This window comes from Cronobacter sp. 153480017-3 (genome assembly GCF_053627815.1).
The window spans coordinates 111,176-131,756 of sequence record NZ_JBSEYN010000008.1 but is presented as its reverse complement, the minus strand read 5'-3'; the positions used below and the strand labels follow the sequence as shown (position 1 = coordinate 131,756).

The following is a 20,581-nucleotide window of genomic DNA, read 5'->3' as shown; positions in this document are numbered from 1 at the left end:
ACCGTCTGCTTTTTTGTCTGCAGAGCGCCCGGTGCGGATGTTCTGCAGACAAAAAATATCACCACTCCGCCCCTGTGCGCTTCGGGTAACAGCGAGGGGCGGTAGCGTGTCTGACATCAGAGGGAAAAAGAACATGGAACACCAGTCAGCCGTATTACTGCGCCGTTTAAATCCATACTGCGCCCGCGCGCTGGAAGGCGCTGCGAGCCTGTGCCAGGCCCGCGCCCACGCGGAAATTTTGCCCGAACACTGGGTACTGAAACTGTTTGAGCAGGGCGAGGGCGATCTCACCGTGCTGGCCCGCCGTTACGAGTGGGATATGGATGCTATCTGGCAGGCTCTGCTGGCTTACCTTGACCGCCTGCCACGCTCGGTCAAAGGTCGGCCGCAGTTGTCTGACAATCTGGAATCGCTGCTGAAGCAGAGCTGGCTTATCGCTTCACTTGAAAACGGCGAGGAGATCCGCAGCTCGCATCTGCTGGCCGCGATGATTGAGATGCCAGCCCTGCTTTCCTGCGATGGCCTCTGGCCGCTACTGACTGTGGGTCGTAGTCAGCTTGAGCGGCTGCGCGGACTGCTTGATGCGCAGTCAGACGAACGCCCGGAGGCGCAGCAGGAAGCGCTGTTATCCCGTGCGCCTGCCGGTGAAACAACAACGTCACCTGTAACACTCCCCAGCGACCCGACAGAGGATCCGCTTTCCGCAAGACCAGGACTGAACAAAGCCCTCCAGGCGGTGCTGGATAAATTCACCCAGGACATTACAGCGAAGGCGAAAGCTGACGGTATTGATCCGGTTTTTGGTCGCGATAACGAAATCCGCCAGATGGTGGATATTCTTTCGCGTCGGCGTAAAAACAACCCGATTCTGGTGGGCGAGCCAGGCGTCGGGAAAACCGCGCTGGTGGAAGGACTGGCGCTGCGCATTGCTGAGGGCAATGTGCCGGAGAGCCTGAAGTGTGTCACCTTGCGTACCCTTGATCTTGGGCTTTTACAGGCAGGCGCAGGCGTGAAAGGCGAGTTTGAGCAGCGACTGAAAAATATCATAGAGGCTGTACGTCAGTCGCCGACGCCGGTCCTGCTGTTTATCGACGAGGCGCATACCATTATCGGTGCGGGCAACCAGGCGGGCGGCGCAGATGCGGCTAACCTGCTGAAACCGGCGCTGGCACGCGGTGAACTCAGGACCATCGCCGCCACCACCTGGAGCGAGTACAAGCAATACTTTGAGCGTGACGCTGCACTCGAGCGTCGCTTCCAGATGGTGAAAGTCGACGAGCCGGATGACGACACCGCCTGCCTGATGCTCAGGGGGCTCAAGTCCCGCTACGCGCAGCATCACGGTGTGCATATCACTGATGATGCGGTCAAAGCCGCCGTCACGCTCTCACGCCGCTACCTCACTGGTCGTCAGCTTCCTGATAAAGCGGTGGATCTGCTGGATACCGCTTCGGCGCGCGTGCGAATGAGTCTCGACACCGTACCGGAGCCGCTGACGCAGCGGCGTGCCCGTATCAGCGCACTGGCGATGGAAAAACAGGCGCTGCTGGAAGATATCGCAATGGGTAGCCACGCCCACAGCGAGCGGCTGGCAGAGATTGAAGAGGAAGAGGTCAATATCCTCACGGAACTGGACGTACTGGAAACGCAGTACGGTCAGGAAATTACCTTAACGGAACAGTTGCTGGCCTGCCGCCGTGACCTTTCCCGGCAGGCGGAGAGCGCGTCGCTGCAAAGCGAACTGGCGATTGTGCAGCAGGGCACTCCGCTACTGGGGCTGGACGTGGACGCGCGTACCGTGGCGACAGTGATTGCCGACTGGACCGGCGTACCGCTTTCATCCCTGATGAAGGATGAACAGACGGAGTTGCTGAGCCTGGAGCAGCGGCTGGCCGCCCGGGTGGTTGGTCAGGACGTGGCGCTGGAGGCCATTGCACAGCGCTTACGCGCATCGAAAACCGGGCTGGCATCAGAAAACGGCCCGCAGGGTGTGTTCCTGCTGACCGGGCCGAGCGGTACAGGTAAAACCGAAACCGCGCTCGCGCTGGCGGACACGCTCTATGGCGGCGAGAAATCGCTGATTACCATTAACCTCTCTGAATATCAGGAGCCGCATACCGTTTCGCAACTCAAGGGCTCTCCTCCGGGTTATGTGGGTTACGGCCAGGGCGGCATCCTCACGGAAGCGGTGCGCAAGCGCCCCTACAGCGTGGTGCTGCTGGATGAGGTGGAAAAGGCGCACCGCGATGTGATGAACCTCTTTTATCAGGTGTTTGACCGCGGCTTTATGCGCGACGGCGAAGGGCGGGAAATTGACTTTCGCAACACGGTCATTCTGATGACATCCAATCTTGGCAGTGAGCACATCATGCAGTTGCTGGACGAAAAACCGGACGCCAGCGAGACCGATCTGCATGAACTGCTGCGTCCGATATTGCGCGATCACTTCCAGCCAGCGCTGCTGGCGCGATTCCAGACGGTGATTTATCGCCCGCTAAATTCGCAGGCGATGCGCACCATCGTGGAAATGAAACTGTCGCAGGTCAGCCAGCGCCTGAGCCGCCACTACGGGCTGACGACGCATATAGATGAGAGCCTTTACGACGCCCTGACCGACGCCTGCCTGCTGCCGGACACCGGCGCACGCAATATCGACAGCCTTCTGGCGCAGCAAATTCTGCCAGTATTGAGCCAGCAATTGTTATGCTACAGGGCGGCAGGACAGAAACTCCAGCACCTGACGCTTGGCTGGAGTGGGGCGGAGGGGATTTTGCTGGAGTTTAAACATGACTGAAGAAACTAAGGATCAGTTGAGAATTAAAGACGGTGGTATTAGGCTGCTTACGCTGGGTGAAATAATGCTGGCGCAATCAGCTTTTAAATCCATTATTGAATATTTGAAAGTCTGGATCCACAGGGAGAGTTATCTGCCCTTCAATCTTCAGAATAGAAATGCAGCAATGACCCATAGTGGTGAAATTTATTTTCGTGACCATTACCGGGATGATTTCTCTCAGTCTACAGATCATATGCAACATATGTTTATTCATGAAATGAGCCATGTCTGGCAACGCGAGCGAGGAATGAACGTTATCTGCCGGGGCCTGGTGATTTGGCTGGTTAGTTATCGATATACACTTGATTGTCGATTGCTCAGTGAATATCCAATGGAGCAACAAGCACAGATTATTGCAGATAATTTTATTTTGCAGACATTTGGCTACGAAATATGGAGTCACCTTGAAAATCAAAAATACCCTGACATCACCCTCGATGGGGATATTTCTGAAACGGTAATACGTACCGGTTACAGAGCGACTTTAAAGGGGTTCCCATGGTAAGTGAGAACAACGTTAATACGTTTAACCTTCTGTTTTTATCATTTGCTTGTGTTTCAATTCTGACGGGATGCCCGGGGCCCGGTGACATAATGCGCTTTGATGAAACCGCAAATGTGAGCAGTAGAGGGAGGGATGTTTGTATAAATATTGATAATGCACAGGATTATCAGCCAGTGGATATCGGGATAAATCTAAGAGGAATACCCCCAAAAGAGAAAAAGTTTGATTTTTCACCAGGTCTCAGGATTAGTGCGGGGGAACTGTGTATTCCTCCTCCATACTATAGTTTCGAAAATGGTAATAGGTATATTGTTGAATTTGTACTTCATGCAACTTCAGGTGATAAGGATCCGAGAAGTTTTGTTGTCGGTGTTGGAGTAAATAATAATCATGTCTATAATTTTCCTTTGAGCGAACGGGAATTCGCAAGGCCGTATGGTTCAATTCAGGTGCCTGAATAATAAATATCCGTATTAACGGCGCGCTCGTAAATATGGATTTTACATTAGGTAATCTACACATCGCACTGGTTAATCCGGCAAGAGTATTTATGTCTTGCCTGCATATCATGACCGGAACATTTTTCCAGATAAATTTTTGTCAAGTATTACAGCTCTTGCCTGCGCCTTTAAGGCATGGGGCCGTAATCACCTTTTTCGTGCTTGCTGAGTACCCCTGATTAAACCTGTTACTTGCCGATGGCAATAAAGTTATGGACAGCAGGTTATCCCAAGGAGCCAATATCATGAGTCAGACCGATACGCTTAAAAACACCCTGGCTGCGCTAACGGGAAGCGGGTTGAACCGCTACCGTCTGGATATTCCGTCATGCCTTTCATTACTGGATGTCGAAGATTTTAGCGGCGTCGAGGCAATGAGCCAGCTCTACCACTATGACATCCGGTTCACCAGCAGCGACCTTAACATTGATGCCACGCAGCTGCTGAGCAAACCGGCCACGCTGACCATGGGTGCCGGCCCACTGACGGGGCTGGTTGAGCAGAAGGTGGTGCACGGCGTGGTGACGCACTTTAAGCGTATCAGCGGCTCACGCGACCAGGCGACATACCAGATTAGTATTGAGCCGTTTCTGGCGCTGCTCGGTAATCAGTTCCGCACCCACCGCTTTTTTGTCAATAAATCAGTACCGGAAGTGGTGGAGCAGATCCTCCGGGAACACGGCCTGCACGAGTGGGAATATGAGTTCCGCCTTAAACAGGGCTATCCGCCGCGTGAGCAGATTAATCAGTACCAGGAAAGTGACCTGGCGTTTATCGAACGTCTGTTGTCTGAGCTGGGAATATTTTATTTCTTTACCCTGCAACCAGACGCCAGGACGGAGGTGGTGCATTTTGCCGACAGGCAGAGCGCCTGGCAGTTTGGTAAAACACTGCCGCTGAACAGCCCGTCAGGCGCGCATGACAACGGTGTGGATTCGGTGTGGGGCGTGAGTGTACGGCACAACGTAGTCGAACGCAGCGTGACGGCCAATGATTACAACCACCGACAGGCGCAGAAAATACTGATGTCCGCCCCGGCGGATATGACCCGGGGCGACGGAGAGGGCGTCACTTACGGCGATGTATATCACTATCGTCCGCGCCATCTTGAGCGAGGCGACAAACTCGATCCAGCAGCGGAAACCGGAAATTTCTGGGCGCGGCTGGAGCATGAGCGTTTTCTGTCTGAGCAGACCCGCGTAACTGGCAGCAGTACCGACCATACGCTGAGCCCGGCACAGGTGCTCACCATTACTGAAACCGCCATTCCGCCGACGCTGCCGGATGAGCTCGAAAATGGCATCGTCATTATCAGTGCCGGTTACTCTGCCAGCCGTAAGGATGCACTGCACGTGGCGTGGGTGGGAATGCCCTACAGCGAAACAGTGTGCTGGCGTCCGCCGCTGCTGCCGCGCCCGAAGGTCAGCGGCACCATGACGGCCCGGTTGACCAGCGCCCGGGCGGGAGATATCTACGCCTGGCAGGACGCGGCCGGTCTGTACCGGGTGAAGTTTGACGCAGACCGTGACGACAAATCGCCCGGCCAGGAGAGCATGCCGGTACGCCTGGCGAAACCCTACGGCGGGGACGAGTATGGATTTCACTTCCCGCTGATACAGGGCTCGGAGGTGGCGATAGCCTTTCACGAAGGCGACCCGGACCGGCCATATATCGCCCATGCGCTGCACGACTCGCGCCATCCGGACCACGTGACGGAGGCGAACAACACCCGCAATGTGATACGCACGCCGGCCAACAACAAGCTGCGGATGGAGGACAAACGTGGTGGTGAGCATATCAAACTCAGCACGGAGTACGGCGGTAAGACGCAGCTTAATCTTGGACATAACGTGGATGCGGGGCGGTCACTGCGTGGCGAAGGGGCAGAGCTGCGCACTGACAGATGGGTGAGTATCCGTGGTGGCGCGGGGGTGTTTATTACGGCGGACAGGCAGCCGTCAGCGGGCGATAAAATACTTTCCATGAAAGAGGCGATTGCGCAGCTGGAGAACGCGCTGAGCATCGCGCGGAGCCTGTCGGATGCGGCAGAAAGTGCAGACGCGCTGCCGTCGGATATCCGGAGCCAGGTGACGCTGACGAACGCCCTTAAAGACCTGGTGAGACCGGGGATGGTGCTGAATGCGCCGGAAGGGGTGAGCATCACCAGCCCGCAGGCGGTGCGCGTGGCGTCCGGCAGCGCGAGCGTGGGGATAATGTCTCAGCAGAACACGGACATCAGCGCCCTGAGTCGCGTTACGGTGGCGGCGGGTGAGGCGGTGAGCGTGCTGGCGCAACAGGCCGGTATGAAGCTGTTTGCGGCGAAAGGGAAGGTGGAAATCCAGGCGCAGGATGATGCGCTGGAGGCGCTGGCCAAAAAGGGAGTCACCGTCACCAGTACGGAAGGTCGGGTGGACATCACGGCGGCAACAGAACTGGTGATTAACTGCGGGGGCGCCTATATCCGGCTCAGCGACGGAAATATCGAACTGGGATGTCCCGGAAATATTTTACTCAGATCAACGAATGCGCAAAAAATGTCTCCTTATGAATACAAAGGAAACAGCTGGTCAAAATCGGGCAAGGGAAACGGAGTTATTTTAAGAAATCAGTATGGCGATCCGGTAAGAGATGCGGATGGTAATATCGTCTATGAGATGGAGGAAAGTAAGCGGCCTTCTCCGGAGGTTATGAAAAAGGCATTGCAGGCTCAGAAAGAGATGCTGCTTAAGAGGAAAGCCGAACTGGAACGCTGGAGCGAAGAGGATCAGAAAGCCTTTAAAAAAGCGTTTGGACGTACAGATGATGCTTCCAGACAAAAGATCGCTGCTGCGGTTGACAAAGAAATCGAACTCAACGACTCAATGTCCTACGATAACTTCAAGTTTGCCGATCAGAATGTACATGCATACGCCCTCCCTGGTGATACAGAGGACCATTTTATTTATATAGGTAATAAGTTTGCTGGAGATCCTTTAACTGGCCCGGATTCTCAGGTAGTGACTCTTAGCCATGAAATGTCACATTATAATGATGTTTTGGGAACTGATGATATAACTACCGGAAATATGGATTTTGAGAAAGCTGCGATTAAGTTTGCGCAAGACGGTTCAGATAATGCGCTTGATAATGCTTATAACTTTGAAAGGTATTTTCAATGAAAATAATAATCTTGTATATGTTTCTTGCTTTTTGGACGATCACAGGAGAGAGCATGGCTGACGAAATTAATAGTAATGGGTATTATAACCAGCGTTATAATAAAAGAGAAAGCCTACATTCAGTATTTAGGGTTGCTGGCGATGGTGAAAAATATGCATACGATATTAATGATTCTCAAAATGAAATTATAAAAAAACAAGAGGGTATTTTATTCTCTTTGTCTATACATAATGTTATAAATGATCTGTACGCCTACGTCATTATCAAAAACACCGGTAAAAAAAATCTATACGCCTGGAAAGGAAATCTTTATGCTTTTAAAAACCAACTTTCCGGAGATTTTTTCAATGTAATTTCCGAAAGAACAAGAATGGATTATCTCGGTATTAAAGTTAACTTCGGATCTGCGCCTGATTCTGTAGAGGACTATATTGAAATAGCGCCGGGTAACGAACTGACAGAAAAGATAAAGCTAAGTGGTTATTATCAATTTTTACCGAGTACCCATTCATATGATATTGGTACAGTCACTATACCTTTTATGCGCAGCCCCAAGGTTGGGAAAAATTATCTTACACCAGATAACTTTTTTTTGGCCAGAAGTAACCGGGTTGCTCTGACAGTCGATGGAAACAAACTCAACGACAAGATAATTGACTACTATACAGTAAGATAACCTTCCTTCCTGTTTATACGGTGATGCCATGCAAACTTAATATTGAAATTCTGGGAACCAGCAAATCAGTAAGGAATATGAACGGAGATAAAGCATGAAGCTGTCCATTACACTATTGTCAGCGTTATTACTGACAGCCTGTAACAGTGTGTCGTCTGCGGACGAGCAGGGGGAAATAAAAGCGCCTTTTGATGAATGGTACTTCACCTTTACCACGCCCCGGGCGCTGCCGGCGCAGGTTACGCTGGTAAAAATGCTCGACATCAACGGGTACGCCAGGGTTTTCCGCACGATAGACCAGCCCCAGGGCAGCAGTGTGGGAAGCTGGGATCAGTATGCAGGGATGGGGCCATCTCCGTTTAACAAGGCCCCTTCACCGCCGACTATCATGATTTTCTGCTGGGATTCGATCATTGACAAGAAAGTGTACGAGACCACACTGCTGTTCGCGCCCGAAACCTGGCAGAAAATGCTGAGTACAGAGAAAAGTAACTACAGCCCAAAGGAGACCTATTACTTTCAGTATATGGTTATCGGTCTTGCGCCGGAAGGCAAAGTCCGGGTGTGGCTGAATAATAATGGCCGTCCTAACCTTGAGCAAACGAAGACGGAGATTAAAACCCTGTCAGGGAAAGATCTCAATATGTGTAAGGGGCAAACTAATTTCCCGAATGGTTATGAGTACAGTGATGGTATGAAAAAATTTATCAGCGATAAAATCTATCCCTACGGTAACTGGTGAGCTAACAGTTATTTATTCGGCCTAAATTAAATTCTGTATTCTTTTCCTGCTAATAAACGGAGAATAAAATTGTCAAAAGGATTCGTCGTGCTGGGCGATAAAAGTACGCATGGCGGCGTGGTGATTTCTGCCTCTTCAACAATGGTAGTCAATGGGCGAATTGTAGCACTGGTAGGAGATAAAGTAAACTGCCCGGTTCCAGGGCATGGTACGAATAAAATTATTGAAGGCTCGCTAGAGTGGATTTCAGATGGCAAGGCTATTGTAGTTAATGGATGTCGGTGTGAATGTGGCTGCCAGGTCATTTCTGCTGGCCCGGAATGTTCAATAGGATGAGTAATGAGCTGGGAAAGGAAGAACGCTGTTGTAACTGAGTTGCCTCCGGCACCATCATTATATCGATGGATGTGCACAGGCGTTTTAGCATTCATCGTGGGAGCATTATTATTTGTACTTCATGCGTCCAGTAAAATAAATGTGTTATCAGCGATTAATATCTGGGCGGTTTCTTTTTTACCTATCATAGCATGGCTTTTGATCTTTTTTGTCAGATGCTATTTACGCCTGCGGGAGGTAAAACAGCATCTTTTTTTGCAGAAAGAAGCGCAATACAGTCAGCAACAATGGACGCAGTGGGCTGAGCGCTATGTTGCTATTTTAGCCAGCGCTGTCATGCTGCCCGACCATTTTTCTGCCCGCGATTTTGGGACAGAGCGTGTGCAACAATACGGACTTTCTCGCAGATTAGTTTTTCCTGTCGGTAAGAAGAGAGATGATATCAGTACCCTCAGATTACTGATCGGCGCTGTAGAAAATGAGCTGCGGGATGTTTCTGCAAAGTTGCCATTGCAAATTACGATAGTGAGCGATTGTCCTTGTGATCGTTTGACGGATGATTTCTTCACTGTCTGGCATGAATATCTGACTCAACCGATTACCCCAGAAAATTTGCGAATTACAGCTTCACTCTCTTTTTCGGCCGTAGAAGAACGACTAAAAAAAGCAGAGCTGGCGGCTGAATTAATTCTTGTGATGCAACTCAGCGGAGAAGAAAACTATTCCGATGGTTTGGCGGCGCTGTTGCTGGCAAGTGATGATGTAGTGCGCAATTGCGGTATGCCATACCCCGCGCGCTTACTCAGACCCATGCAGCTCGATATAATCCGCTTTGACACTGAGCTCAATGTGTTTCTCCAGACACAGACCACCGCATGTCGAACAAAAAAAATTATTGGCGATGCAAAAAGCTGGAATGATTATTTTGCTGCGCTGATCACTGGCGGTAACACTTTGGGCGCAACATGGAAACCGGAAGAAAATGAACTGCTGGAGAAATGGTGTGGTAAGCCAGGACCATTCTCGCCGTGGCTTTTAACAGTACTTGCTGCTGATTGGGTGAAGTTGCATAACTATCCTGTATTGGCGCTATTTTCGCATGAGCAGGACTACTTTATTAGTTCATTAACTCCAGGGAGCGGAGATGAAGATACCAGGTAATTACCCTGGCAGACTGGGTCTGGCCGGATTGACAATAACAGGACTATTTTTTCTCGGATGGCTCATTAAAACTTTTGGACCGGCCTGCGGCATTAATACACCGAAAGAACAATTTTTTTCATTTCTGCTAATCGTTCTGATCATGATTTTTGTCCGTTTTTTACCGGTGTTTCATCGTGCCGTTCAGGAGCGTCAGTATCGTCGAAAGGCACAACAGACACAGGTTTTACCTGTCGATGAGAAGCGACTCGCCGCTCGCGTTGCCCTGGATGTTATCGTCAGGGAAATAAGAGACAGGCTGCGCCACCACTACGGCTGTTTCTGGCCTCGCAAAATCCGAATCCTGCTGGTCGTTGGTTCAGTCAGTGATGTACAACGCCTTGTGCCGGGTCTTTCTCAGGAACTCTGGCAGGAAGACCGGGGCACGCTGTTGCTGTGGGGCGGCGAGCTGACGAGTGAGGCTGACGCCACCTGGCTTTCCGCGCTGCGTAAACTGCGTCGCCGTCCTGCCGATGGCATCGTATGGGTGACTTCCGCGTTTGACAATGAGGCCGACACTGACTCTGCGCATCATGAAAATAAGGTGACTGCAGATGCGATGGAGTCTTTGGCCCACGCTTTTTATCGGCTTTATGACGTGCTGGGCTGGCGTCTTCCGCTGTACGTCTGGTCACTGCATTCACAAAACGTCGATCACGCCGGGTATGTCACCCAGCCCGTTGGGTGCCTGCTGCCGGCAGACTGCGCGTCAGAGCACCTCTCTGCCCAGCTTTCCTCCCTTTCGCTACCATTGATGACACAGGGAGTGCAGCACATTTGTGAAGCACCCGGGCACACTTTTTTGCTGAGCCTGGCAGACAGGCTGCTGCGCAAACCCGAAACGATCGCCGCGCCGCTGGCGGTATTCCTTAACGCCTGGCGTCCGCTTCCGCTGGCAGGCGTGATATTTAGCATGCCATCGCGGGAAGCCGCACGAACGGTTCGCCACCACTGGAGTAAGGATAATCGCTGGGATGCGCTGCCAGCTTCAGTCATGGCCTTACCGGCAGGCTTGCGTCCGCGAAAACCGGGGATCAACCGGCAACAGGTCGCGGCGGTGACGGGAGCCGTAGCGCTTGCGCTCACGGGGGCCAGCATGCTGGTTTCGTTTGTCGGAAATCATCGCCTTATAGCGGCGGCACAGGTGCAATCAGAGCAGGTGCTGCATGATAAACAGCCGCTGGAAAGCCGGTTGCATGCGTTATCGGCGTTACAAAAAACAATAATGCGCTTGCAGTACCGCTCAGCGCATGGCGTGCCGTGGTATGCCCGTGCGGGCCTGAGTCAGAATGATACGTTGCTGGCGGCGTTACTGGTGCGCTATGCAGAAAGTGCGCAGCCTTTATTACGCGATGCGGCCGCACTTCATCTGCAAAACCAGCTGATGGCGTTTACACAACTTCCGCCAGACAACCCGCTTCGCGAGCGTATGGCAAAACCGGTTTACGATCGATTAAAGCTTTATCTGATGCTGGCTCGCCCCGAAAAAATGAACGCCGCCTGGTTCGGTCAGCGCCTGGCAGAGGACTGGCCGCAACGCAAAGGCATCAAGAACGCGTTCTGGGAGGCTGAGGCGCCTGCTTTGCTGACGTTTTACGGTGCAAGCCTGGCGAGCCACCCGCAATGGTATTTTCATGCCGATGAAGCGCTGGTTGCCCAGGCTCGCGCTTTACTGATTCGCCAGATGGGGATGCGAAACAGCGAATCCACGCTGTATCAGAAAATGCTGGCGCAGGTGGCGAAGCAGTATGCCGACATGCGACTTGCCGATATGACGGGCGATACCGACGCGTCGCGCCTGTTTACCACCGATAACGTGGTGCCAGGCATGTATACTCGCCAGGCATGGGAGGAGGCGGTAGCGCCTGCTATCGAGAATATCGTCACGGCGCGGCGTGAGGAGATCGACTGGGTACTGAGCGACAGTAAAAAGCCTGCGACGCAACAGCTCTCCCCGGACGCGCTGAAACAGCGGTTAGCGGCGCGCTATTTCGCCGATTTTAGCGGTGCCTGGCTCGATTTTCTGAACAGTTTACGCTGGCAACCGGCGGCTACGTTATCGGACGCTATCGATCAGTTAACGCTAATGGCCGATGTCCGCCAGTCTCCGCTGGTGGCGTTAATGAATACCCTGAGTATTCAGGGCCGGACCGGTCAGGCCAGCGAAGCCCTGTCAGATTCGCTGGTCAAATCAGCAAAAAATCTGTTCGGGCAGGATAAGCAACCCGTCATGGATCAGGGCAGCGGAGCGCATGGCCCACTGGATGCCACCTTTGGCCCGGTCCTCGCGCTGATTGATGAAAAAGCGCAGGGGATGGGCAGTCGTGAGCTCAGCCTGCAGACTTATCTCACCCGCGTGACGCAGGTGAGACTGCGTCTGCAGCAGGTCACCAATGCCACCGATCCGCAGGCGATGACCCAGGCGCTGGCACAGACGGTGTTTCAGGGCAAGGCTATCGATTTAACCGAAACCCGCGATTACGGCAGTCTGGTTGCTGCAGGGCTTGGGCAGGAGTGGAGCAGCTTCGGACAAACCGTTTTTGTGCGGCCCATGGAGCAGGCCTGGCAGCAGGTTCTGGCCCCGGCAGCGCAAAGCCTTAACGCTCAGTGGCGTACCGCCGTTGTGGATGACTGGAACAGCGCCTTTGGCGGGCGCTACCCCTTCAGGGATACCAGCAGCGAGGTTTCCCTGCCGCTGCTCGCGAAATACCTTAACGGAGATACCGGCCGCATCGCCCGGTTTTTGCAGACCCGTCTGAACGGCGTACTGCATAAAGAGGGAAGCCACTGGGTGGCCGATGATATTAACGCGCAGGGACTCGCCTTCAACCCGGCTTTTCTGCAGGCCATGGATACGCTCAGCCATATTTCGGATGTGGCCTTTACCCGTGGCGAGGCCGGGCTTCACTTTGACCTGCGGCCAGGCACGGCGGCAGGCATTATGCAAACCACGCTTGTCATAGACAGCCAGAAGCTGACCTATATGAATCAGATGCCTGTCTGGAAGCGATTTACCTGGCCTGAGGATACCGAAGCGCCAGGGGCAAGTCTGAGCTGGGTCAGCACACAGGCGGGCACTCGTCTGTATACCGATTTATCGGGTGCGTGGGGCTTTATTCGCCTACTGGATAAAGCCGCGGTGAGTGCGTACCCGGGCGTTAACAGCAGCTGGCATCTGGCCTGGCAGGCACCGGATGGCCGGGTACTCAACTACACGCTGCGCACTGAAGCCGGTGAAGGGCCGCTGGCGCTACTCAGGCTTCGTCATTTTACGCTACCGGACAACATTTTCATCGTCAGCGCCTCTGATGCCACGCATGACGACAATGTCGGTGACGATGAACCCTCATTCTGACTCACTCCAGCCTTTAATTTTCTTTCTGAGATGTCATAGCGGTTATTTATGGATGATTTAACGCTGCGTTATTTTGACGCTGAAATGCGCTATTTGCGCGAGGCAGCAAAAGAGTTTGCCCAAACGCACCCTGACCGGGCGGCAATGCTTGATCTCGACAAAGCCGGGACACCGGATCCGTATGTCGAGCGCCTGTTCGAAGGTTTTGCGTTTTCGGTCGGACGTCTTCGCGAGAAGATTGACGACGATTTGCCGGAGCTCACCGAAGGGCTGGTCAGTATGCTGTGGCCGCACTATCTGCGCACCGTGCCCTCGCTGTCGGTCGTGGCGCTGACACCGCAATTATCGGCGATGAAAATGGCGGAAACGGTCCCTGCCGGGCTGGAGATCTATTCGCGCCCGGTAGGCCCTAAACATACCGTGTGCCGCTATCGCACCACCCGTGATGTGACGCTGAACCCGCTTGCGATATCACAGGTTGCCATGACAGTGGAGCCTGACGGGCGTTCCGTGCTGCGTATCCGTTTCGCCTGCAGCGAACAGGCCGACTGGCGACAGGTGGATCTGCGCCATCTGCCGATGTATCTCGGCGAGGACGCCATAACGGGCAATGCGCTCCACTTCATGCTGACTAAACGTCAGGCGGCTCTCTATCTGCGGCTGCCGGGACAGACAGAACGAATAAAACTGGATGGCTATTTTTCTCCGGGCGGGTTTGGCGACGACGACATGCTATGGCCGAAAGGCGATAGCGCCTTCAGCGGCTGGCAGCTTTTGCTGGAGTACTTCACCTTTCGTGAAAAGTTTATGTTCGTTCATCTTAACGGTCTGGAAGGGGTTACATTGCCGCCGGGAACGTCGCATTTTGACATCGACGTGGTGTTCAGCCAGCTCTGGCAGGCCGATTTACCCGTCACCGACAGCGCGCTGCGCCTGCACTGTGTGCCGGTCATTAACCTGTTCACGCTGGAGGCCGATCCGCTGACGATAAACGGGCTGGAAAACGAATATCTGTTGCGTCCGAAGCGCCTGCAGGACGGGCATACCGAAATTTATTCCGTGGATGCGGTCACCGGATCGGGCCGAACCGGCGAGGCCCGGTATATACCTTTTACCAGCTTCCGTCATCAGGGCGGCATGATGCGCCGTCACGCGCCTGAACGTTACTACCACACCCGCGTAAAGCGTGGCGTCACCGGAATGCATGATACCTGGCTTATTCTGGGCGGCGAGAAGTGGGAGAGGGATCGGATGCTGGAGAAAGAAACCATCTCATTGCGCATCACCTGCACCAACGGACAACTGCCGCGCCGGGCTTTGCAAAGCACGCTGCTGGATCGTTGTGAACAAGTCACGGAAACGCCACTGACCGTTCGTAACCTGTGTAAGCCAACGCTACCCGCGTATCCCCCCGTCGAGGACCGTTTCCACTGGCGGGTAATGAGTCATCTGGGCACACGCTTTATCAACATGATGAGCAGCGCAGAAGTGCTTCGCGGCACGCTGGCGCTGTACAACTGGCGTGATGATGAACTGAATAACCGTCGGCTGGAGGCCATCCTCGCGATAAATCACTACCGCATTCAGCGGTTTGAAGACGGGTTTCTTTTACGTGGGCTCGACATCGAAGTCACGCTCGACAGTCACGGTTTTGCGGGCGAAGGCGATATTCACCTCTTCGGGGAAATGCTCAACCGCTTCTTCGCGCGCTATGCCGATATGAACCAGTTTAATCAGCTAACGCTTATTGTTCAGCCAGAAGGGAAATGTATCCGTTGGAAAGAGAATCACAGTCCGCGCCTGCCCGGCTGAAGGAAGAGACGCGGCAACAGCTGCCGTATATGAATTTTTATCGGTTTTGTCAGTGGCTTGAGCAAAGCCATCCGGGGCTTCCTGTTACCGGGAGCGACTGGCAACTTCGCCATGAGCCGGTACGTTTTCGCCCGCATCCGGGTATGGGATTTCCGGCTGGTGAAATACGCGGCTCAGAGACCAGCGAACATCCGCATCTCCCGCCGACAGTACGTATCACTTTCATGGGGCTTTATGGTATTGAGGCACCGTTGCCGACGCAGTATATCGACGACATCGCGCAGCGGCGGGAAGGCTACGAGGCGACGTGCGATTTTCTCGATATCTTTAATCACTGGTTAATAGCCCAGTACTACCGCATCTGGCGAAAATATTCGTATCCCGCCACCTTTCAGTCAGGCGGAGTGGATAACACCTCACAGTATCTGCTCGGCCTCGTGGGGCTTGGCATCCCTGGCTGCGCATCTGCCGCGGGTACGCCACTTTCACGTTTTCTGGCACTGTTGCCTGTAATGATGTTGCCCGGGCGCACGGCAGAAGGCCTGGGCGCGCTGGTCAGGCTTCTTGCGCCGCAAACGCAGACTGCGGTATTTCATCACGACCGCTGCCGTGTTCCGCTGAAAGCGTCCGCCAGAATGAGTATGCGGCAGCCGCTTAGCCTGAAGCATCGTCCCGTCATGGGAACCTACGCCACCGACGTTAATGGTCAGGTCTTATTAATGCTCACCACTGACGATGCCGAAGAGGCCCGGGGCTGGCTGCCTGGCGGAGAACTTAACCGCGATCTTAACGCGCTGCTGCACGTCTATCTCGGCGTGCACCTTAATGTGCGAATGCAGCTGCGCGTACCGCGGCACTTATTAGCGGATGCCCGCCTGTGCTGTAAGCCGGAATATCCCGTGCAACTGGGCCGCACGGCGTTGCTGAAGCCGCTTAATGTCGCTGCGCGGCGCAATAATGAGATGATTACCATTCCTCTGGGCCGTTGGGAACAGGTTCAGGAAAACATTCACCGTAGGGAGAGCGATGAAGATGGCGAATACCGCTGGTAAAGTGGTGGCTGTAATGCTGACGATGGCAGTGCTGGCGGGCTGTGGGTTGACGCAAAAAGTCACAGACGGTGCCGCTTCGGTGACCCGTTCGCTGTTCTTCAGGCAGATAAAAACGCTGCATCTGGATATTCGGGCAAGGGAAGGCGTCAATAACAATGAGAGCGGGGCGGCGCTGGCGACGGTCTTGCGTATTTACCAGCTGAAAGACCGTAAGGCGTTTGACAGCACTGACTACCCCTCGCTATTCGCCGATGACAGCCAGGCCATTAAAGCGGATCTGGTCGCTGAAAAAGATATCCAGTTGCGGCCAGGAGAATCATTCTCACTGGATATGCCTCTGGAGGAGACGGCGCAGTATGTGGCCGTGGCGGGGATGTTTATGGCCCCTGACGACACCAACGATAGCTGGCGTCTGGTGCTGTCACGCGACGATCTCGAACCGGATACGCCGAGAATCATTGAGGCCAGCAATAATCGCCTCACGCTTCAGCCGGTTAACGACAAATAAAGAAAGGGCCACCCGCAAAAGTGGCCCTTTTTATTACTTACAGGCCACCAGATCGGCCATCTGTTCGGCGTTCGGCAGGCCGATTATCTGCTGAAGCAGCCGGTCTTTGTTCAGATAATAAATCGCTGGCGTGCCGTTTGCGCCAAGTTGCGTCATCAGCTGCTGGTTATACTGAATCTGCTTAAAGGCCGCAGGCGACGTTTTTTCCGGCAGCGCCGGTTTGTTTTTCCCGGCTGAGCTTTCAAGATCCTGCCAGGTTTTTTGCGGATCGTCGGAGCCCAGCACCGCGGCGGCGTAGCGCCCGCTGTCCGGGCGGATCACGCCCACCAGCAGCGTTTTCAGGCTGATGCTTTTATCGTTGAGGTACGGCTGCGCCTGCTCCCAGAACTTATGGCAGTAAGGGCAGAACGGATCGGCAAACACCACCACTTTGCACGCGGCCTGCTCGCTGCCTTCGTGAATGCCCTTCGCCTGATCCAGCGTTTTCCACATTTCGCGCCCGGCCGGGATGTACAGCTCGTCGTTAATCAGCTTTTCACTGAGGTTATTGCCCTGCGCGTCATACATATAGCCGGTGATGACATGCTTTTTATCGGGCGTCAGATAAAGCGTCACGCCGGTGTCCTGATATTTACCGAGCCACGCCTGAACGCCGCCCGGTGCGGTGAAAGGCTTGATAATCGTAATGCCCTGTTTTTCCAGCTGCTTTACCGGCTCCGGTAAATCATCAGCCTGCGCGTGGAAAGCCGCGAGCAGCGCGCCCGCCATCAGCATCTTTTTCATTTTCTGTCCTTATTCATTGTCTGAGAGGTGGCCGCGCCAGCGTTATCCAGCGCGCTAAGCAGTTCCGTTTTATTGAGCAGCGAGGAGAGCACTTTGCCATCCGGTATAGCAGGGCCGAACACGGCGTTAAACGGAATGCCGCTTGCGCCGTGGCGGCGCAAAAATGCTTCAATTTCCGCAGATGGCTTGCTCCAGTTACCCTGTAACAGCACCACGTCACTCTGATGCAACGCGTCTACGACATCGGGGCGGTGCAGCACCAACACTTCATTGACCTTACAGTTCAGGCACCAGTCGGCGGTGATATCGACAAGCACCCGTTTATGCGCGGCAAGCGCGTTATCGAGCGCCGCCTGGCTGAAGGGCTGCCAGTGAAGCGGCCCTTCGCGGCGGCCGTCCGGTGCAGGTGCCAGAAACGCATATAACCCGGCACCGAACAGCACGCCGAACGCCAGCGTTCGCAGGTTTTCCCGATGGCGCGGCAGTTTTACTGCGCAGCGCCAGAGAAACAGCGCAATCATCAGACCGCCTGCGATAAGAACGTAGCGCGCCCCCCATTCCTTCGCCAGCAGCGACATCAGCCAGAGACTGGAGCCGAGCATCAGCAGCACCAGCACCAGGCGCAGCTTACTCATCCACGGGCCGGGCCGCGGCAGCCAGCGCGCCACGCCGGGCATCAGGCTGACGAGCAGCCACGGCAGGCTCATGCCGGTGCCGAGCGCGAGGAAAATCAACCACAGCTCCGGTAACGGCGCGGCCAGCGCAAAAGCGACGGCAGTGCCGAGAAAAGGCGCGGTGCAGGGCGTCGCCAGCAGCGTCGCGAAGGCGCCTTCCAGAAAACTGCTGCCAACGCCCTGACCGCCCGCCGTGGCGAGCCGGGTAGTGAGCGCGGCGGGCAGCCTGATCTCCATCACGCCCGCGAGGCTAAAACAGAAAGCCCAGGTCACGACCGCCATGGTGGCGATAAATCCGGCATGCTGGAACTGAAATCCCCAGCCCGTCCACGCGCCCGAGAGCCGCAGCGCGCTCATGATGGCCGCCAGCACCAGGAATGAGAAAATCATCCCGGCGCTGGTGGCGAGAAAGCGGATGCGGGTCTGGCGACGGTCCGCCTGCGCCAGCGTCATCAGCGAGGCGAGCTTCATTCCCATCACCGGCAACACGCAGGGCATCAGGTTCAGAATAAGCCCGCCGAGCAGCGCCGCCGCGGCGGCCTGCCAGAACAGCGGCGCGCCGTCCGGTTTTACCGTCATCTGCTGGCTGGTGGCTCCACTACTGAGCACCAGCGAAACCGCCTGAATACGGCTGGCGTCTGTAGGTTCGCCACGTTCGTTGAGGGCGGTGAAATGTGCTGTGAGCGTGTCGCCTGAAGGTTCCAGCACGGGCACCGAAAGCGACACGTTGTCAGGGTTATCGGCAAACAGCGCCGGTTGCGGCCAGCCATCGGGTGAGGTCGCCATCAGGCTGAGCGTTGAACCGTGCGCGGAAACATTCGTCACCGTAATATTACCGGTGTCTGGCGGAACGGTCGCCATTGCCGCGTTCCAGTCATCATCAAAACCAGGCGACGGACCATCGGCCAGATCGACATCCAGCGGGAAGGTGTTCGCCACGCAGAGGTTGCTGCACAGCGAAAGCGTCAGCGTGCCGCGCAGCCGCGCGGTTTCAGTGGTAGTGACTTCCAGCGGGAAGGTCACGCCGTCATGATAGCCGACCGAGCTGAACCCGGCGGCGTCGAAGCGCACCGGCTGCGGCCAGTGCCAGGTGGTCTGCGCTGGCACAGACCAGTCGATAACGGGCCGGAATCCGCCGTCGCCGGGTGTTCGCCAGTAGGTTTTCCAGCCTTTATCGAGCGTGATAGCCAGCAGCAGACGCACTTTGCCATCGGCGGGCGCGTCGCTGCGTACCTGAATATGGGCGTGGGAAGACTGCGCGGGTGGCAGCCAGCCGCTGTCCGCAGCCCAGGCCGCAGACATGCTGAGCGCCAGAAGCCACAGGCTTCTGAAAAGCATTTTCATCTATTTTCTCCATGAATAATTAACTGAACAGGACGAACCCGGTCAGTCATTCACGGAAGACGCAGTTTTTAAGGTGTATTCGTAATAGCGGAGGGCGCGGGATCGCATCCGGCAGGGCGCGGACGTTCACGGTGACCAGCACAGCAAGCAGGATAACCAGCAGGCCGGGCAAGAGAATGATGGTGTCGAAGTGGAGCGGCTGCGCGGCAAGGAGTGAGTGTGCGCTGAGTTCACACGGGGAGAGCGACGGCGTGGTCGCTTCATGACCACTGTTTTGCGTCGCGAGGCCGATCTCAGCCGCTTTGACCTGCATCTGATGCAGAATGCTGGCGCGCTGGGTCAGGCAAATCAGCATCACGCAACAGGCAATGACCAAAAGCAGTGTTGCTTTCAGTTGCCGGTTTTTTGTGTAAGCGGAGCCTGCGGTCGTCATCATCGGCAAAAGAATAGTGAGCGCCCGGTTATCGGGCAAGCGCTGTTTTGTAAAGTAATCATGACAATTCACGCAAAGCCATTCAGCGCGGCAATAAAACCCGCCCGAACGCAAACTCAGCCGCGATCGTCTTTCGGCCCCAGAAAATAGAACGCGAAGGGAAGCGAGATGATAAACGAGAACGGCACGCTGTAAATCAGCACCCACGCGCCCTGCATGATAAACATCGACGCACTCCAGTGCTCCATCGGCATGTTGTACTGTTCTTCCACGCCCTCAAACGTGACGCGGGAGACGACCGTCAGAACGGTGATGAAGACAATCACCAGCGCCGTCAGAAATTTTTTCCCGTCACGGGTACGCAGTTTTTCCAGCATGATCTCTCCGGTTTGTTTTCCCGCGGTATTTTGGCGTTTGTACCTGCTGGCGACGCCATGTAGTTGCATAAACAGCGAGAATGAAAAGTGGCGCAAGTGTATCGTAAATGGCAGACAAATGTTACGGTCTGGAGGCAGATGCCGCGGTGTCGATATCAAATTCCATAGTGCGCGCAATCTATCTTATGTTAAATAATCATATTATGGCCGATAATTTCCGGTTTTCAGTTGCCACTCTTCTCCGTGTCATGCTTACTATAAAACGGTTATCACAAAGCCGGATCCTGGG

Annotated in this window: 16 protein-coding genes; 12 read left to right on the top strand and 4 right to left on the bottom strand. The window is 54.5% G+C overall.

Annotation, left to right across the window (positions count from 1 at the left end; all coding sequences use genetic code 11):
- Nucleotides 1–133 precede the first annotated feature (133 nt).
- From tssH to tssJ, 12 genes are all read left to right on the top strand, one after another.
- The gene (gene tssH / locus ACUW6V_RS17530) at nt 134–2,794 is read left to right on the top strand and encodes a type VI secretion system ATPase TssH (RefSeq protein WP_454038717.1); all 2,661 of its coding nucleotides are present in this window, start codon (nt 134–136) and stop codon (nt 2,792–2,794) included.
- Entirely contained in the window at nt 2,787–3,341 is a 555-nt protein-coding gene (locus tag ACUW6V_RS17525; protein ID WP_454038716.1) for a type IV secretion protein Rhs, read from the top strand. Before tssH ends, ACUW6V_RS17525 begins: the two co-directional genes overlap by 8 nt.
- Nucleotides 3,335–3,802: a putative T6SS immunity periplasmic lipoprotein gene (locus ACUW6V_RS17520; RefSeq protein ID WP_454038715.1), complete on the top strand. Its 468-nt coding sequence runs from the start codon at nt 3,335–3,337 to the stop codon at nt 3,800–3,802. The genes ACUW6V_RS17525 and ACUW6V_RS17520 overlap by 7 nt, the downstream gene beginning before the upstream one ends.
- Nucleotides 3,803–4,086: 284 nt before the next feature.
- A complete protein-coding gene (gene vgrG, locus ACUW6V_RS17515; protein ID WP_454038714.1) occupies nt 4,087–6,999 on the top strand; it encodes a type VI secretion system tip protein VgrG in 2,913 nt (970 codons plus the stop codon).
- A gap of 53 nt (nt 7,000–7,052) precedes the next feature.
- Nucleotides 7,053–7,676: a hypothetical protein gene (locus ACUW6V_RS17510; protein WP_454038713.1), complete on the top strand. Its 624-nt coding sequence runs from the start codon at nt 7,053–7,055 to the stop codon at nt 7,674–7,676.
- Nucleotides 7,677–7,770: 94 nt separating this feature from the next.
- Nucleotides 7,771–8,418 carry a DUF2931 family protein gene (locus ACUW6V_RS17505; RefSeq protein WP_454038712.1) on the top strand — a complete coding sequence of 216 codons (648 nt, stop codon included), beginning with the start codon at nt 7,771–7,773 and terminating at the stop codon, nt 8,416–8,418.
- Between the two features lie 69 nt (nt 8,419–8,487).
- Nucleotides 8,488–8,754 carry a PAAR domain-containing protein gene (locus tag ACUW6V_RS17500; RefSeq protein WP_454038711.1) on the top strand — a complete coding sequence of 89 codons (267 nt, stop codon included), beginning with the start codon at nt 8,488–8,490 and terminating at the stop codon, nt 8,752–8,754.
- 3 nt (nt 8,755–8,757) lie between these two features.
- The gene (locus ACUW6V_RS17495) at nt 8,758–9,915 is read left to right on the top strand and encodes a hypothetical protein (protein WP_454038710.1); all 1,158 of its coding nucleotides are present in this window, start codon (nt 8,758–8,760) and stop codon (nt 9,913–9,915) included.
- Complete coding sequence (locus ACUW6V_RS17490) at nt 9,899–13,309, top strand: ImcF-related family protein (RefSeq protein ID WP_454038709.1); 3,411 nt, start codon at nt 9,899–9,901, stop codon at nt 13,307–13,309. Before ACUW6V_RS17495 ends, ACUW6V_RS17490 begins: the two co-directional genes overlap by 17 nt.
- Nucleotides 13,310–13,357: 48 nt before the next feature.
- Nucleotides 13,358–15,121, top strand: a complete 1,764-nt coding sequence (tssF, locus tag ACUW6V_RS17485; protein ID WP_454038708.1) for a type VI secretion system baseplate subunit TssF — start codon at nt 13,358–13,360, stop codon at nt 15,119–15,121.
- Nucleotides 15,076–16,173 carry a type VI secretion system baseplate subunit TssG gene (tssG, locus tag ACUW6V_RS17480; RefSeq protein ID WP_454038707.1) on the top strand — a complete coding sequence of 366 codons (1,098 nt, stop codon included), beginning with the start codon at nt 15,076–15,078 and terminating at the stop codon, nt 16,171–16,173. The genes tssF and tssG overlap by 46 nt, the downstream gene beginning before the upstream one ends.
- Nucleotides 16,154–16,681, top strand: a complete 528-nt coding sequence (tssJ, locus tag ACUW6V_RS17475) for a type VI secretion system lipoprotein TssJ (protein ID WP_171964959.1) — start codon at nt 16,154–16,156, stop codon at nt 16,679–16,681. The genes tssG and tssJ overlap by 20 nt, the downstream gene beginning before the upstream one ends.
- Before the next feature lie 33 nt (nt 16,682–16,714).
- Here tssJ and dsbG read toward each other — a convergent pair whose 3' ends face one another.
- From dsbG to ACUW6V_RS17455, 4 genes are read right to left on the bottom strand one after another with little or no spacing between them, the layout of a single operon-like run.
- Complete coding sequence (gene dsbG / locus ACUW6V_RS17470; RefSeq protein WP_011998990.1) at nt 16,715–17,464, bottom strand: thiol:disulfide interchange protein DsbG; 750 nt, start codon at nt 17,462–17,464, stop codon at nt 16,715–16,717.
- A complete protein-coding gene (locus tag ACUW6V_RS17465; RefSeq protein ID WP_454038706.1) occupies nt 17,461–19,482 on the bottom strand; it encodes a protein-disulfide reductase DsbD family protein in 2,022 nt (673 codons plus the stop codon). Before ACUW6V_RS17465 ends, dsbG begins: the two co-directional genes overlap by 4 nt.
- Before the next feature lie 46 nt (nt 19,483–19,528).
- Nucleotides 19,529–19,987, bottom strand: a complete 459-nt coding sequence (locus ACUW6V_RS17460) for a copper-binding protein (RefSeq protein WP_105580277.1) — start codon at nt 19,985–19,987, stop codon at nt 19,529–19,531.
- 44 nt (nt 19,988–20,031) lie between these two features.
- A complete protein-coding gene (locus ACUW6V_RS17455) occupies nt 20,032–20,292 on the bottom strand; it encodes a DUF2534 family protein (RefSeq protein ID WP_007780653.1) in 261 nt (86 codons plus the stop codon).
- Nucleotides 20,293–20,581 lie beyond the last annotated feature (289 nt).

Excerpts from the sequence above, each read along its gene's own strand:
- ACUW6V_RS17505 (WP_454038712.1), top strand. The coding sequence starts at position 7,771 with ATGAAGCTGTCCATTACACTATTGTCAGCGTTATTACTGACAGCCTGT.
- tssG (WP_454038707.1), top strand. The coding sequence starts at position 15,076 with ATGTATCCGTTGGAAAGAGAATCACAGTCCGCGCCTGCCCGGCTGAAG.
- ACUW6V_RS17455 (WP_007780653.1), bottom strand. The coding sequence starts at position 20,292 with ATGCTGGAAAAACTGCGTACCCGTGACGGGAAAAAATTTCTGACGGCG.
- ACUW6V_RS17510 (WP_454038713.1), top strand. The coding sequence starts at position 7,053 with ATGGCTGACGAAATTAATAGTAATGGGTATTATAACCAGCGTTATAAT.
- tssF (WP_454038708.1), top strand. The coding sequence starts at position 13,358 with ATGGATGATTTAACGCTGCGTTATTTTGACGCTGAAATGCGCTATTTG.
- ACUW6V_RS17490 (WP_454038709.1), top strand. The coding sequence starts at position 9,899 with ATGAAGATACCAGGTAATTACCCTGGCAGACTGGGTCTGGCCGGATTG.
- ACUW6V_RS17495 (WP_454038710.1), top strand. The coding sequence starts at position 8,758 with ATGAGCTGGGAAAGGAAGAACGCTGTTGTAACTGAGTTGCCTCCGGCA.
- vgrG (WP_454038714.1), top strand. The coding sequence starts at position 4,087 with ATGAGTCAGACCGATACGCTTAAAAACACCCTGGCTGCGCTAACGGGA.
- tssH (WP_454038717.1), top strand. The coding sequence starts at position 134 with ATGGAACACCAGTCAGCCGTATTACTGCGCCGTTTAAATCCATACTGC.
- ACUW6V_RS17465 (WP_454038706.1), bottom strand. The coding sequence starts at position 19,482 with ATGAAAATGCTTTTCAGAAGCCTGTGGCTTCTGGCGCTCAGCATGTCT.
- ACUW6V_RS17520 (WP_454038715.1), top strand. The coding sequence starts at position 3,335 with ATGGTAAGTGAGAACAACGTTAATACGTTTAACCTTCTGTTTTTATCA.
- dsbG (WP_011998990.1), bottom strand. The coding sequence starts at position 17,464 with ATGAAAAAGATGCTGATGGCGGGCGCGCTGCTCGCGGCTTTCCACGCG.
- ACUW6V_RS17525 (WP_454038716.1), top strand. The coding sequence starts at position 2,787 with ATGACTGAAGAAACTAAGGATCAGTTGAGAATTAAAGACGGTGGTATT.
- tssJ (WP_171964959.1), top strand. The coding sequence starts at position 16,154 with ATGGCGAATACCGCTGGTAAAGTGGTGGCTGTAATGCTGACGATGGCA.